9 protein-coding genes and 1 pseudogene are annotated in these 13,662 nt (G+C 58.8%); 2 read left to right on the top strand and 8 right to left on the bottom strand.

The annotated features are described in order from the left end of the window. Positions 1-59: 59 nt before the first annotated feature. The 8 genes and pseudogenes from CJU81_RS12600 to CJU81_RS12565 all read right to left on the bottom strand — a co-directional run. Positions 60-1,073 (bottom strand): AraC family transcriptional regulator, encoded by a 1,014-nt coding sequence (locus tag CJU81_RS12600; RefSeq protein ID WP_095036884.1) that lies wholly within the window; start codon positions 1,071-1,073, stop codon positions 60-62. 127 nt (positions 1,074-1,200) lie between these two features. After that, positions 1,201-2,238, bottom strand: a complete 1,038-nt coding sequence (locus tag CJU81_RS12595) for a Rieske 2Fe-2S domain-containing protein (RefSeq protein WP_095036883.1) — start codon at positions 2,236-2,238, stop codon at positions 1,201-1,203. A gap of 232 nt (positions 2,239-2,470) precedes the next feature. Further along, positions 2,471-3,304, bottom strand: a complete 834-nt coding sequence (locus tag CJU81_RS12590; RefSeq protein WP_095036882.1) for an SDR family NAD(P)-dependent oxidoreductase — start codon at positions 3,302-3,304, stop codon at positions 2,471-2,473. Positions 3,305-3,320: 16 nt separating this feature from the next. Next, positions 3,321-4,088, bottom strand: coding sequence for an SDR family oxidoreductase (locus CJU81_RS12585; RefSeq protein WP_095036881.1), 768 nt, complete (start codon positions 4,086-4,088; stop codon positions 3,321-3,323). Positions 4,089-4,178: 90 nt separating this feature from the next. Continuing rightward, positions 4,179-5,423, bottom strand: a complete 1,245-nt coding sequence (locus tag CJU81_RS12580; protein ID WP_441007419.1) for a helix-turn-helix transcriptional regulator — start codon at positions 5,421-5,423, stop codon at positions 4,179-4,181. Between the two features lie 155 nt (positions 5,424-5,578). Then, the gene (locus CJU81_RS12575) at positions 5,579-8,005 is read right to left on the bottom strand and encodes an efflux RND transporter permease subunit (protein WP_095036879.1); all 2,427 of its coding nucleotides are present in this window, start codon (positions 8,003-8,005) and stop codon (positions 5,579-5,581) included. After that, entirely contained in the window at positions 8,002-8,979 is a 978-nt protein-coding gene (locus tag CJU81_RS12570) for a WD40/YVTN/BNR-like repeat-containing protein (RefSeq protein WP_095036878.1), read from the bottom strand. The genes CJU81_RS12575 and CJU81_RS12570 overlap by 4 nt, the downstream gene beginning before the upstream one ends. Positions 8,980-9,239: 260 nt before the next feature. Continuing rightward, positions 9,240-9,455 (bottom strand): annotated as a pseudogene (locus CJU81_RS12565) (hypothetical protein); the annotation flags it as partial. Positions 9,456-9,903: 448 nt separating this feature from the next. Between CJU81_RS12565 and CJU81_RS12560 the strand changes: the two are divergent. Together CJU81_RS12560 and CJU81_RS24070 are read left to right on the top strand one after the other, a co-directional pair. Continuing rightward, positions 9,904-11,094, top strand: coding sequence for an Ig-like domain-containing protein (locus CJU81_RS12560; RefSeq protein WP_141232603.1), 1,191 nt, complete (start codon positions 9,904-9,906; stop codon positions 11,092-11,094). A 1,086-nt stretch (positions 11,095-12,180) separates the two neighbouring features. Beyond that, the coding region (locus CJU81_RS24070) for an ESPR-type extended signal peptide-containing protein (protein WP_303396362.1) at positions 12,181-13,662 on the top strand (1,482 nt) is incomplete at its 3' end.

The following is a 13,662-nucleotide window of genomic DNA, read 5'->3' as shown; positions in this document are numbered from 1 at the left end:
TGGGAGCGAGCCTGCTCGCGAAGGTCGTTCGCGAGCAGGCTCGCTCCCACAGATGGCTTTCAACCCGCGCCCAATATCAACCCGCGGTAATGCCCGGGGTTGGTCCCCGACCATTTGCGAAAGGCCTTGTAGAACGAGCTGGTGTCGGCAAACCCCAGGCGCTGGGCAATGTCGGCATAGCTGTGCTCAGGCTCGGCCAGCCAGCCGATCGCCAGTTCCTTGCGCACGCTGTCCTTAAGCCCCTGAAAGGTTTGCCCTTCGTCCGCCAGGCGGCGGCGCAAGGTCGATGCCGACATGCACAAGCTCTGCGCCATACCCTGGGTCTCGGGCCACTGCTCAGCCGGTAACTGACGCAGGCTCTGCTTGATCTGGCTGGCCAGGCTTTGCGGGTCACGGTACTTGACCAGAATATTGGCCGGCGCCTCGGCCAAAAACCGCTTCAACTCCTGATCGCTGCGCTTGATCGGTGCATCAAGGCAGTCCGCAGCGAAGATCATCCGCGTGCGTGGCCGGTCAAAGCGCAGGTTCTCGGAGAACATCACTTCGTAGTCTTCGCAGTAATCGGGCGCGGCACAACGCAGTTCAATGGCCAGAATCGGAATTCGCCGCCCGGCCAGCCAGCAGGCCACACCGTGCACGATCATCCAGTAGGCAAAGTAGGTAAAACCACGGCTGGCCTGTTGCTCAGGCTCGTGCAGGACAATCTCGGCCACACTTTGCTGGCGTACCAGACGCGCCGGCAAACGCTCCAGCATCAACGACAGGAACCCCAGCACCACTTCCAGCCCCCGGGCCAGGGTCGGCTGCGCCATGGCCGAGCGGCACATGAATTCCAGGCTGCCGGAACGCAACTTGCGCGGGTCCATGCCGAAAAACTCGTCGTCCAGGCGCCGCGCCAGCAACCGCCACATCCGCGCATAGACCATGGCCGGTACACGGGCATCCGGCTGTTCAAGCAACTCGCGCGCGATGCCGACCTTGTGCAGCACTTCATCGGTGGCACTGCCCGGCGCACAGCTCTGCAGCAGCGCCTCACGCACCAGATGAATAGAGATGGTGTCCTTGTTCAGCATTGGCCCTGTTCCATGCCCGATGACGTATCAATGACGGCCATCTTAAGCAGCGCGGATCAAAAAGCCAGCAGTACCTTAGGCTTAGACGGGCAGCGCCAGCGGCGTTGCCCGTCGCTCAAGCCCTCAATCAGCGGTTATCCACCGTGGTGATTTCACGCCGCTCGGCCATGCTCGCCGGCACGCCGGATTCGTCGGTGAAAAACTGCTGATACCACTCGCGCAGTTGATACACAGGACCGTCGCCCTCGGCCAGAACCGGGTTGTTGACGCGCACCTTGTGCGTCCAGATATCAACATCCTGATAGAACGAGTCACGGTTGCGTTGCACGTAATCCACGGCCAGCGCTTCATTCTGCTCCTGGGTCCAGCCCGGCACTTTTTTCACCATGCAACCAAAGCGCAGTTCAAAGCTGTTGGGGCCGATCGGCACGTGGCAGTTGAGCAGAATGGACTTGATTTCCTGCCCTTCAAACACGGCGCGCATACGGGTGAAGTGAGTCGCAGGGCCGAAGTAGGCCGACTCGGCCACCAGGTCGCCGCCCAGCCGCTCGGAGTCGCCGTGGAAGATCTGCTGGGCGATATGACCCTCGAACACGTTGTGAAAGTATTTGGTCGGGGTGCCATGCACCGGGCCGAAATGCTGGGCATCCACCAGGTTGTCGACCAGCTCGCGCGGGTTGGTTTCAATGATCAGCTTGTCCATGTGCCAACTATGCAGCCACTCATCACTGTCCATTTCCGGCAGATGGGGGATCACCACGTCATCGGCAGGCGGCTTGCCTTCGGGGTTGTTCCACACAAACAGCAGATTGTTCACTTCGCAGGTCTGCCAGGCGCGGGTTTTGGCCTTGGGCGGAATGCGCTTGCAGTAGGGGATTTCTACACACTTGCCGCTGGCGTCGTACTGCCAGTGGTGGAAGGGGCAAACCACGCGGTCATTTTCAAGGGTGCCCTGGGACAGGTCCGCGCCCATATGCGGGCAATGGGCGTCCAGCACGCTGATTTCGCCCTTGGACGTGGCGAACGCCAGCAGCCGCGAGCCAAACACATTCAGGGTATGCAGCTTGCCATCACGGTACTCGTCGGCCTCGCCCAGGCAATGCCAGCCACGACCATAGCGTGGCGACAATGCATTCTCGACGTGGATTTGTGCGAGTTTAGTCATTTTTATTATTCCTCAGGTTAAGGGCCAGGGCGCTTTACCCTGTGATCTTCACCGAGGTGTGGGGCGGGCTCATCGTTCAGATGGACTAGAGCCCCGAGGTGTTGTAGTCGCTGTCGAGGCACGAGGCTGCGATGGGCTGCGCAGCGGCCCCGGTTTTTTGAAGGTCCTGCGGCCCTTATCGCAGCCTCGTGCCTCGACAGCGACTACAGGATTTGAGTGTTAAAAATCCTTATTAGCGCCAATCCTCAACAATCCCGTGTTCCCGGGCAAACGGCTGGCAGTGGATGGTCTTGCGCTGGTGGTCAACCGCACCTTCATCGGTGGCCAGCCACAGCATCACCGCCGCGGGCACCTGCGGCGGCGCAGAGCCTGCACGCAAGGCAATCACACCTTTGTCACCGATGGTGGCGCGCAATGCGTCGGTGGTCACCACGCCGGGGTTGAGGGTGTAGGCGCGAATCCCCTGTTCCCCCAGCTCCACCGACAGAATGCCCGACAGCCGCGACACCGCCGCCTTGCCCGCACCATAGGCATACCCCCAGCCGCCCTTGCCCGCCGCCACCGGCGGGTCACTTTCACCGGCCCCGGAGGTGACGTTGATCACCACCCCGCCGCCCTGCTCGAGCATTCGGCTGACCACCGCCCGGGTCAGCAAAAACGGCGTCATCACATAACCCTGAAAGACCCGGTCCAGAGTCTCGGGCTGCAACTGCATAAACGGTGCATTCAGGTCACTGCCCTGATAGATGGCGTTGTTGATCAGCACATCAACCCGGCCATATTCGGCAAATACCGCCTGGCTGGCGGCAAGCACCGACTCGCTGTCGAGCAGATCCATAGGCACCACCAGCGCCTTGCGCCCCAGTTCGCGAACTGCCGCGGCAGTGGCATTCAAACTGCCAGGCAGCGGCGTGCCATCCGGGTTGCGCAAGCCGTGGGCATGGCTTTCGCCTTCGTCCAGGCTGCGCGCGCTGATGGCCAGATCAAAACCTGCACGGGCGAAGGCCAGCGCAGTTTCACGGCCTATGCCGCGACTGGCGCCGGTAATAAATGCCACTTTGTTCATAAAAGTCCCTTAGCGGTCAGAAGCGTTGCGGGCGCACCATCGCGTCCATGCCACCGTCGACAAACACCACACTGCCCGTCATGAAACTGGCCTGTTGCGATTGCATGAACGCCACGACCCGGGCCAGTTCTTCAGGCGTGCCCGAACGCCCCAGCGGCGCGACAAACTCACGGACTGCCTTGCCAAAGCGGGCATCATCCTTGGCTGCCTGATGCAGCGGGGTTTCTACCGCGCCCGGCGCCACTACGTTCAGGCGAATGCCTTGCGGGGCCCATTGCACCGCCTTGCGCCGCGCTGCGCAGGTCACTGCATATTTGGAGCCGGCATAGGCCAGATGGGTCTGCCCCAGGGTATTGGCCAGTTCAAGCGCCTGCGCCTCATCACCTGCCAGCATGGCGGCAACCATAGGCTCTTGCTCGGCCCCGGAATGCGTGGCCGCCACCGATCCGATTACCAGCGCCGCCGGGTGCTCACCCTTGGCCAGCGCATCGGCCAGACCATCAAGCAGTTCACTGACGCCAAAGTAGTTCACGGCCAGCACCAGGCCGCTGGAAGCAGCGGTCACCCCGATCCCGGCGCAGCACACCAGCCCGTCCAGCACCCCGCCGCTTTGCTCCAGCACCTGCGCCACTGCCGCCTGGCGCCCGGCACGGGTCGACAGGTCGGCAATCACTTCAGCATTGGCCCGGTCAATCCCGATAATGCGGTGGCCCGCAGCCCGTAATTGCGCGCACACGGCGGCACCAATCCCGGAGGCGGAACCGCTGACAGCTGTAACTGGCATAAGATTTTCCTTGGTATTGCAGGCGCGACGGCCTGGCTGACGAAACACCGGCGTTGGCGCCAATCGCCACTGCCGGCGCAGATAGAATCCTTAAGCGCTTTTACGCACCGGGCGCGCCAGTTGTGGCGCCGGCACCACCACAGACTCAGCCGCTCGCAAGGCGCACTTGGGCTTTCCCAACGCGACCACGCTGTTCAGCAAAATCCTCACCAGCTCGGTCTGACGGCGCACACCGGTCTTGGAGAAAATCGAGCGCAAGTGCGCCCGCGCGGTGTTGCGCCGGATATTCAGGTTTTCCGCCGCCTCTTCCAGGGACAAACCGTTGGCCAGCTCCATCGCCAGCGCCGTCTCGGCCTTGGTCAGGTTGAACAACTGCTTGGTCACCACTTCACTGGCCAGCGACTTGCCCACCGAATCGCGGATGTAGATCACGGCCGCCGGCTTGCTCTTGCCTTCGGCCCACTCCAGCGACGGAATGGCCTCGACCACCAGGCCCAGGCTGACCTGACCCGAAGGCCGGGTCACGGACATGGCATCGGCAGTCACGCCGCCCTCACGCACTTCCTGGCTGAAAGCGTGCTTGACCAGGCGCTGCAGCTCGCGGTTGTCGCTGGGGTAAGTGGCTTCCAGCCGGCCGCCCACCAGCTTGAGGCCATCGGCGTTCTTGAGGATTTCTTCGGCCACCGGATTGAGGCGCAGGACCTTGCCGGTTTCGTCGAGCACGATGGTCGCCACCGACAGGCGACTGATAGCCTGGGCGTACAACTCACTCATGGACTCGCTGCGGTCGAGCAAGTTGTGCAGATGCAGGGCGCGGCGCAAATGCGGCAGAAAACTGCTGCACAGGGCACGCTCGGCACTGGAGAAAGCCGGGGAGGTTTTTGGCCGGGTGATGCGAAACCGCAGCTTGCCGCCATCAGGCGTGGAAATATCGGCGCCCATGACGTGGTAGACATTCTGCGGACCGCAGTAGGCCTTGAAATAGGCCGACTGCACCCACTCGCTCTCGCTCATCAGGTCTTCAACGGTGAACACCTGGTCCAGCGCCTGGCCGACAAAGGGAGTATTGGTTTGCGGATAGGTTTGATAGGTCAGCTCGCCCTCGCCTTCGATGTCCCCGGCCACGATCATCAAGCCCAGGTCAGGCTGATCCGGCACCCGCAGGATCAGGGTCGCGTAATTGGCCTGGAACATGCCCCGCACGGCGCACAAGGTACGACCCATGATCTTGGGGTCCAGCGCACCGTCATAAAAGCTGCCGATCATCTGGTCATAATCGGCCAGTTCGAGCCCCAGACTGGCCAGGGTTTGGTGATTCAGGGTCACTCTATCCACGGACTTATCCTCGCATCGGGCCAGGTTCATGACCGGCCCTTTTTATTGTTCTTATGACTAGCGGCTAGCCCTTGCACCACATCCGTAAAGCTGCGCAAAAGCGACTCAGTGTGTCTCTATGCTTGCCCTCATACAAGCCCGGCAAGGGGTCTGTTTCAACGGTTCGAGGAGTCCCTCGCAGCAACGCTCGGCTTGAGCGGGTAATGCCCGGCAGTCGCTGGCACCGCGCGGGTTTTGACCTTGACCAACGGTCGCCCCAAATTGAACCAGGCCGCCAGCGCCGGCAGCAAAAAGATCGCGCCGAGCACGTTGACCAAAAACATGAAGGACAGCAGCACGCCCATGTCAGCCTGGAACTTCAGCGGTGCAAAGGCCCAGGTACATACGCCGATGGACATGGTCAGCGCCGTAAACACCGCCGCCGTACCCCGTTGGCACATGGCCTGGTAGAACGCCGTGCGCAGGTCCTTGCCGTCAGCCATTTCATGGGCAATGCGCTCATACAGATAGATCCCGTAATCGACCCCGACCCCCACGCCCAGCGCCATCACCGGCAAGGTCGCGACTTTCAGGCCAATGCCCAGGGTCGCCATCAGGGCGTTGCACAGGATCGCCACAATCGCCAGCGGCACCAGAATGCACAGCACTGCGCGCAATGAACCAAAGGTCAGCCAGCAGAACAGCGCCACCGAACCGAACAGCGCCGCGAGCATCACCACCTCGGCCTGCTTGACCGCTTCGTTGGACGCGGCCATCACGCCCACGTTGCCGCCCGCCATCAAAAACTCCACATCAGGCCCTTGCAGACCACGGATGATGCGCTGGGTTTCGTCCACTACATGACTTACGGTCGGCCCTTCGTGATCGGTGAGGAACACCAGGATCTGCATGCGCTGGCAGCCTTCGGTCACCAGGCCATCGTCCGGCATGTAAGCACGGGAGCCCTGGCTCAAGCCGCGCTCGGAACCGGGGATCGCCGACCAGCGCGGGTTGCCTTCGTTATTGCCGGCAATCACGGCTTTGCCCATGCCCGCCACGCTCTGTACCGACTGCACCCCCGCCACGCTGCGGATCTGGAAGTCGAATGATTCAATGGCGCGCATCACTTGCGGCGCCAGGCAGCCTTCTTCGATGCCCTTGACCTGTACGAACACCGACATCACATCCAGGCCGATGGAGTAACTGTTAATGATCTTCTGATTGTCCTGGTTGTAGCGCGAATCGGCACGCAGCTCCGGCGCGCCCACGCCGATATCGCCCACTGCCAGATCCCGGGCCTTCCAGGCACCGACACCGAGCAGCAACAGGCTGACCACAAACACCGCCAGCGCCGGTTTCGGCTCGGCCAGCGCCGACAGCCGCCACCACAAAGCGTGCTTGCCCTGCACCTTGAGCCCTTGGGCCATCGCGCCCGGCTCAAGCCTGAGGTATGACAGGATGATCGGCAGCATCAGCTTGTTGGTGATGATCATCAGCATCACCCCGATGCAGGCGGTCACCCCCAGCTCATGCACGATGGGAATATCGATCAGCATGATCACGCCGAAACCCAGGGCGTTCATCAGCAGCGCCAGCGAGCCCGGAATGAAGATTTTGCAAAAGGCCCCGTGCGCAGCCTGCACCGGGGAACTGCCTGCAAGCACATCCTGCTTCCAGGCATTGGTCATCTGCACGGCATGGGACACGCCGATCGAGAAGATCAGAAACGGCACCAGAATCGACATTGGATCGATCCCCAGCCCCAGCAACGGCAGCAGCCCCAACAGCCAGACCACCGGCAGCAGCGCCACGGCCAGGGCCACCACCGTCAGGCGCCACGAGCGCGAGTACGCCCACAGCATCAGCGCGGTGATGACAAAGGCAATCACAAAAAAGCCGATGACCGTGGTCAGTCCCTCAACCACATCCCCCACCAGCTTGGCGAAGCCGACGATATTGATCTCGATATCATCATTGCTGTATTTGTCGCGGATATCTTCGAGCCGCTGGGCGACCTCGGCATAGGACACCGACTTGCCGGTTTGCGGGTCCATGTCCTGCAGATCGGCGCGCACCATCGACGAGGTCAGGTCATTGGCCACCAGGCGCCCGACCTGCCCGGAGCGAGCCACGTTATTGCGCGCCTGGGACAAGTCTTCGGGCGTGCCGGTAAAGCGCGGCGGCATCACCACATCACCGAAAAAACCGTCCTCGGTGATTTCGATGTAGCGCACATTGGCGGTGAACAGCGACGTCACACTGGCACGGCTGACACCGTTGATAAAGAACACGTCATCCGTGACTTTGCGCAGGGTTTCCAGGTACTGGCGGTTATAGATATCGCCCTCGCCCTTCCACTTCACACTGACCAGAAATCGGTTGGCACCCGTGAAGTACTGGCTGAAATTGAGAAAGTTGACCATGAACGCATTGCGCACCGGGATCTGCTTGTTGAAGCCCGGGTCCAGTTGCGTGTGAGTGGCGCTGTAACCCAGGGCCAGGGTCAGCAAGACGAACAGCGCCAACAGGCTCTTGCGCCAGATGATGAGCAAATCAGCGATACGCGCGACCGTACGGTTTACCGCATTTTGTTCAGCGCTCACCGGGCACCTCCAAGGGCAGCAACACCGCCATCAGCGCCCTGGAACACACCGCGCTCGCCACCCACCAGCAACCGTGACCCGGCCATTACCGCCGAGGTCAAAGTACCCAGCCCCGGCAAGCGCGAAGCGCTGACCAGTTGGCCTTTGCCGTCCAGGCGTACCACCGAGCTGCCTGCACCGACAATCAACAGGCCGCCGTCATTGGGCAACAGCACATGCCCGTAGAGCGGCAATTGATTGCCGACTTTTACCGGTTCCCAGGTCTTGCCGAAGTCCTGGCTGACAAACACATGCCCGCGCATGCCGTAGGTCACCCAGCGGTCGGGGCTCAGGCGTACAACGCCAAACAACGAACCGTTGTAGAACGGTTCAAGCTTGTGCCAGCTGTGCCCGGCATCGTCGCTGCGCAACACCAGCCCTTGCTCGCCGACCACCATGCGCCGACCGTCGGCACCGCCGTCCATACCATTCAGGTGTGCGCTGTCGACCTCCAGCGGCTTGGCCTGCCAGGTGCGGCCATCATCTTCAGACTGGTAAAATTTGCCGAAACTGCCGAATGCCAGGACGCGATTGCCGCCGGCACTCCAGATGCCCAGCAAAGGCTCGGCAACATCTCCGTCAAAGCGTACTTCTGACCAGTTGGCGCCTTCATCTTCGGAACGCAGAATCCAGCCATCGTGACCGACCGCCAGCAGGCTTTTGTCTTGCAGCGCCACCAGTGCGGTCAGCGTCAGGTCACGCTGCGGCGTGACCGTTGCGGGTTGCCACGACAATCCCTGATCATCACTGAGCAAAATATTGCCGCGCTCACCAACAGCCACCACCCGTTGATCCAAGTACAGCATGCCGTTGATTTGCAGGCGATCGGGCCGTAACTGGGCCGAAGCGACATCGGAGGCATGACGGGGGGAGAAGGTAAACGCGATGGTGACAGCGACGATCAGGCAGACCAGATAGCCAATTATTGAGCGCATGGTCGATGCCTCGCTGCACGATTCAGTTGCTGGGCAGAGTTCATGCAGCCAGTCCTCTTTTTATTATCGTGGATGCTCTGGCTGCCTCCTCGGCGAGGTATCCAGAGCCTGCCTTCGATAATCGGACTGGTGAGTCACGGGCACATCGTCCAAATGGCCTAGCTGCAATGGAGGGTGCAAGCGTGCAGCCTGCTTTGATTGATACGCCGGATAATATCCGGCATTTTCGTCGAGCTTAGATTAGCGGGGCGACCTGCCCGTCACGAGGCCGCTAACGCCTGTGCATTCGCCTTGCGGCGCTGAATCAAATACCCAAGCACCGCCAGCGGCGCCGTAGCCAGCATCTCTTCAACGGTGATTTGCAACGGCTGACTGATAAAGGTCGACACCAGCAACCAGGGCAACAGCGCCCGTCCGCTGATCCGCTGCAGTGCGCTGCGACAGCTATAGCCACCCACCATAAACGCAACAGCAGGTCACCGCCGCCGCGCAAATGCCGATGGCCTGAACAAACCGCAGGCCCAGCAGCACACTGTCCTGAACCCAGAACATGCCCCTAGCACCCCATTCAAGCTGGACTTACTACGCTCCAGCAAATACGTGACTCCAGCAACAGGCGCTCGCTACAACGACACCCAATGGCACTGAGCAACAAGTAACAATTTCACTCGTAAAGCCACTGAGGTTTTTCTCATCTGCGCCGGCGTTGCATCTGGAAAATAGCGCCATAAGCATGTGAGCGCCCTGCTTTCCAGGCACCACTCAAACCACCAAGCATTTAGGACAAATCTCATTTACTGCATCCCTGCCTTGCGCAAACATCCTCTTACTTTCCTCATGCTACCAATTCGTAAAATTTATTTGCGCCGATAGTGCGACAGCCCTTTTTTACCGACAAAGTAACTTGCCCATCGTGAGTACAAAATGACCGCAAACGCGCTTAATGTCGCAGTAATTGATGGTAATACCATTAGCCGGGCCACCGAATTGCGTTCTAACCAACAAGGAAAATCGATACGTATCAAGGCAGTAGCGAATGGTAAATATGTCCTGGCTGCAGGTGAGGACGGTGCAGAGGGTCAACACTCCATAACGATTGTTGAGAAAACAACGGATGGGAGTACAAGTGCTGCTTCCCCCGGTTTTCAATTCACTATCGACATTACCGCCCCCGATCAGTCCGTGATCACCGAGGTGCTGGATAATATTGGCAGCCTGAGTGCTGATACCATCTTGTCCGGCGGCATCACCAACCATCCCCGCCCTGGCATCGGCGGCACGGGCGAAGCCGGCAGCACGGTAACGGTCTACAGCAACGGCGATTTTCTAGGCACCGCTCTGGTCAACAGCAGCGGCCAATGGTCCCTGCCCCTGACGGCCGACTTGCCTGAAAACCTCAACAGCCTTACGGCCACCGCCACTGACCTCGCGGGGAATCTGAGCCCGACATCCGCGGCATATTCCATTACTGTCGATACCTCCTCTCCTGTGGCAATGGCCATTGTCGAAAGCATGTCGAAAGACAGTGGCGCCACCCCCAACACCTTCATAACCAACGATGGCTCGGCTGGACGCATGATTTACGGGTCATTGAGCAGTGCCCTGGCGGACGGCGAAAAGGTTCAGACGTCATTCGACGGAGGGCTTACCTTGATAGATGCAACAGTCAGTGAGAATAAATGGTCCGCCCTGGATATGAGCTGCCATAGAGCAGACTGGCAGATCCATACTCGCGTATTGGACCTGGCCGGTCAGACCAATCATGCGTTTGTAGCGGGTGAAACCTTGAGTTTCTCCAATTTTACTTTGGTGGCGAGTGCAGTCACTTCAAGCGGTAACGGAAGTACGGGCTTCGGATCAAATCTCGGCAATTGGGCCGATCCCGCACCATCTCAGGCTCTGGTCATGATGGGAGGGTCTCAAGTCATTCTGAACATGAACGCAGGCGAAAACGTCAACCTCGATGATTTGCTGGCCAACGGTACTGAACCGGGTAACTGGGCCAATTCCGGCCGCAATGTCACCCTGGGTGGGGCGGTGTACGAGGAATATCGGCATGACAGACTGGATGCCGAGTTACTGGTGCAGCAAGGCGTACAAACCAATCTGGTATAAGACCCGCGTTCTCCGTTCACTTTAGCCCCCGGATGCCAATCGGTATCCGAGGCAATTAGAAACACTGCGGCAAACATACCTCTTATGATTTTAACCTTGCTACCGATTCTTGTGTTTTTGTTGCCACTCCACAACTGCGCGCCAATTCCTGACAAGAACATTATTAAGCTTTAATATTAAACCTGACATTTACCGTAAAAATAACAGACAGCACCCCACAGAAAAACCAGCAGCACAGCGTTGAACCGGTATAACCTGAACTGCGTCAACGCCTCCCCTTTCAAACGTCTACACCCACCCACAACAACACCTCACATACACCCTCTGAGAATCCGCAATCACTCAAGGAAGCGCTCTTCACATTAAACAAATCATATGACGCTTACTTACAAACCGACCTACCTTGCCTGCCTTGCACTAGCTCTTAGATTAAAAAATAATAATACAAAGATCAAATTTATATCTATCCGCCTCTCATAACGATCCACATCCACATCCGGACACAGCCCCTCACACCAAAAAACAAAAAACACGATTTAAACTTGTAAATAAATCATATTTTTCAATCTATTACATCAACCAAGCCGCTTGCAAAAAAAATACTGAGGCGCTACCCAACCAATACAAAAGCGCCCTGCCCTTTCACCAGCCCATATGCCCTACCAAAACAATTAGCATTAAAATACTCCACACAAAAAAAAACTCATTAAAAACAACTAATGCGACTTGCGATTTTCTGCAGCACCACTACTGTTAAACCAAGAGACTTAACATTACATTAGCCAGTATTCGACTACCACAACTCCGCGTGTGCTTATTGCCGCACAAGCAAATACTTCACCCAAATCCTGTGACACTGCTTTATAGCGACCTCCCAACCGATCTTAAACAGGAGCCGGACAGGGTATAAATTCTATCTAATACAGGAGCAACCTTCCTCCCCAGCTTACGCACACAAAATATCCACCCGGACCACCCCCCGGCAGCGCCGTTTGTGATCCGTATTCAGTACCGTAAATAAGAAGCGGTGGGGTCTACTGCATCTAACATTCCTGCATTGGAGGTTGGCCCTAGCCAAAGGCAACCATGAACAAGATTTTCTCTGTTGTATGGAGTTACTCCTTGGGTAGTTGGGTCGTAGCGAGCGAATTTGCACACATAAAATATAAACGCGGATCTCGCAAAGGCATAAAAACAATAGTGGCAGTGACGGTTGGACTGTCAGTGGGATTGCTGTCTACATTTACTATTTCAGGTACGGTAATTCAGGGAGGTACCATAAGCACAGCTCCGGTTGGGAATACTTCCGCAGACACCTTTTCAATCGCCATCGGCGGCCCTTCAGGCGCAATTGCCACGAGCAGAAGCATTGCGATCGGCGAACTGTCCCAAGCAACAGGCGATAGCTCTGTGTCATTGGGACGCCTTAGCTCTGCCACCGGCGCCAACTCTTTCGCAGCAGGGCAAGGCAGTAGTTCAACAGGCTTTGGAGCTACCGCTCTTGGCTTCAGTAGCACTGCCTCAGGTTTAAACGCTACCGCTCTTGGCTTCAGCAGCACTGCCTCAGGAACAGACTCCCTCGCTTCAGGGAATAACAGCAATGCCTTTAGTAGGAACTCCATTGCAATAGGCACTTCGGCTGTATCAGGCGTATCAGATTCACCTGACATAAGTGGTGGTACCGCCATAGGTAGCGGTGCTTCAGCCACCGCCCTCGATAGTTCGGCCTATGGCAGGCTCTCCTCCGCCAGCGCTAATTCGGCATTGGCAGGCGGTTCATTTGCTAATGCCTCAGGTGCAGCATCCGTCGCCTTGGGAACCAGTACAGTAGCTTCTGGACTGAACGACGTTGCTATCGGCAATACCTCGCAGGCAACCGGTGGCAACTCGATGGCTATCGGCTCAGGTGCAAGTGCCTCCGCTACCGGGGCCGTTTCAATGGGCAGCGGCGCAATGGCCGACTCGGCCGATGCCGTGGCCATAGGTACCTCGGCACAGGCCACTGGCGGCAAAGCCGTGTCCATCGGTGCGGGCAATATCGCCAGCGGAAACGGTGCAGTCGCCATCGGTGACCCCAACACCGCCACCGGCACCGGCGCAGTCGCCATGGGCACCGATAACACCGCCGACGGCCAGGGCAGCGTGGCGCTGGGTAATCTCAACACCGCAACAGGTCAAGGTTCAGTGGCACTGGGTAATGCTTCCCAGGCCAACAGCGCAGGCTCCGTTGCCCTGGGCGACGCTGCCATCGTAGCTGTCGGTGCGACCCAAGGGCTGGCAGTGGGTTCAGGGGCCACGGCCAACAACGCCGGTGACGTCGCACTGGGTGCCGGCAGCACCACCGCTGCCCCGGTCCCTACGGGCAGTACGACCATCGGCGGGGTGTCTTACAACTTTGCCGGGGGCTCGCCAAACAGCGTGGTCAGCGTCGGTAGCGTCGGCCAAGAACGCCAGATCACCAACGTTGCTGCAGGCCAGCTCAGTGCCTCCAGTACCGATGCTGTCAACGGCAGTCAACTGTTTGCCACCAACCAGCAGGTCACCAGCAACACCACCGCCATCACCAAT

The organism is Pseudomonas fragi (genome assembly GCF_002269505.1).
Lineage (GTDB): Bacteria > Pseudomonadota > Gammaproteobacteria > Pseudomonadales > Pseudomonadaceae > Aquipseudomonas > Aquipseudomonas fragi_D.
Note: the sequence above shows the minus strand (reverse complement) of the source record. Positions and strands in the feature narration are given on the sequence as shown.

Coding starts and splice junctions, on each gene's coding strand:
- CJU81_RS12600 (WP_095036884.1), bottom strand. CDS start 1,073: ATGCTGAACAAGGACACCATCTCTATTCATCTGGTGCGTGAGGCGCTG.
- CJU81_RS12595 (WP_095036883.1), bottom strand. CDS start 2,238: ATGACTAAACTCGCACAAATCCACGTCGAGAATGCATTGTCGCCACGC.
- CJU81_RS12590 (WP_095036882.1), bottom strand. CDS start 3,304: ATGAACAAAGTGGCATTTATTACCGGCGCCAGTCGCGGCATAGGCCGT.
- CJU81_RS12585 (WP_095036881.1), bottom strand. CDS start 4,088: ATGCCAGTTACAGCTGTCAGCGGTTCCGCCTCCGGGATTGGTGCCGCC.
- CJU81_RS12570 (WP_095036878.1), bottom strand. CDS start 8,979: ATGCGCTCAATAATTGGCTATCTGGTCTGCCTGATCGTCGCTGTCACC.
- CJU81_RS12560 (WP_141232603.1), top strand. CDS start 9,904: ATGACCGCAAACGCGCTTAATGTCGCAGTAATTGATGGTAATACCATT.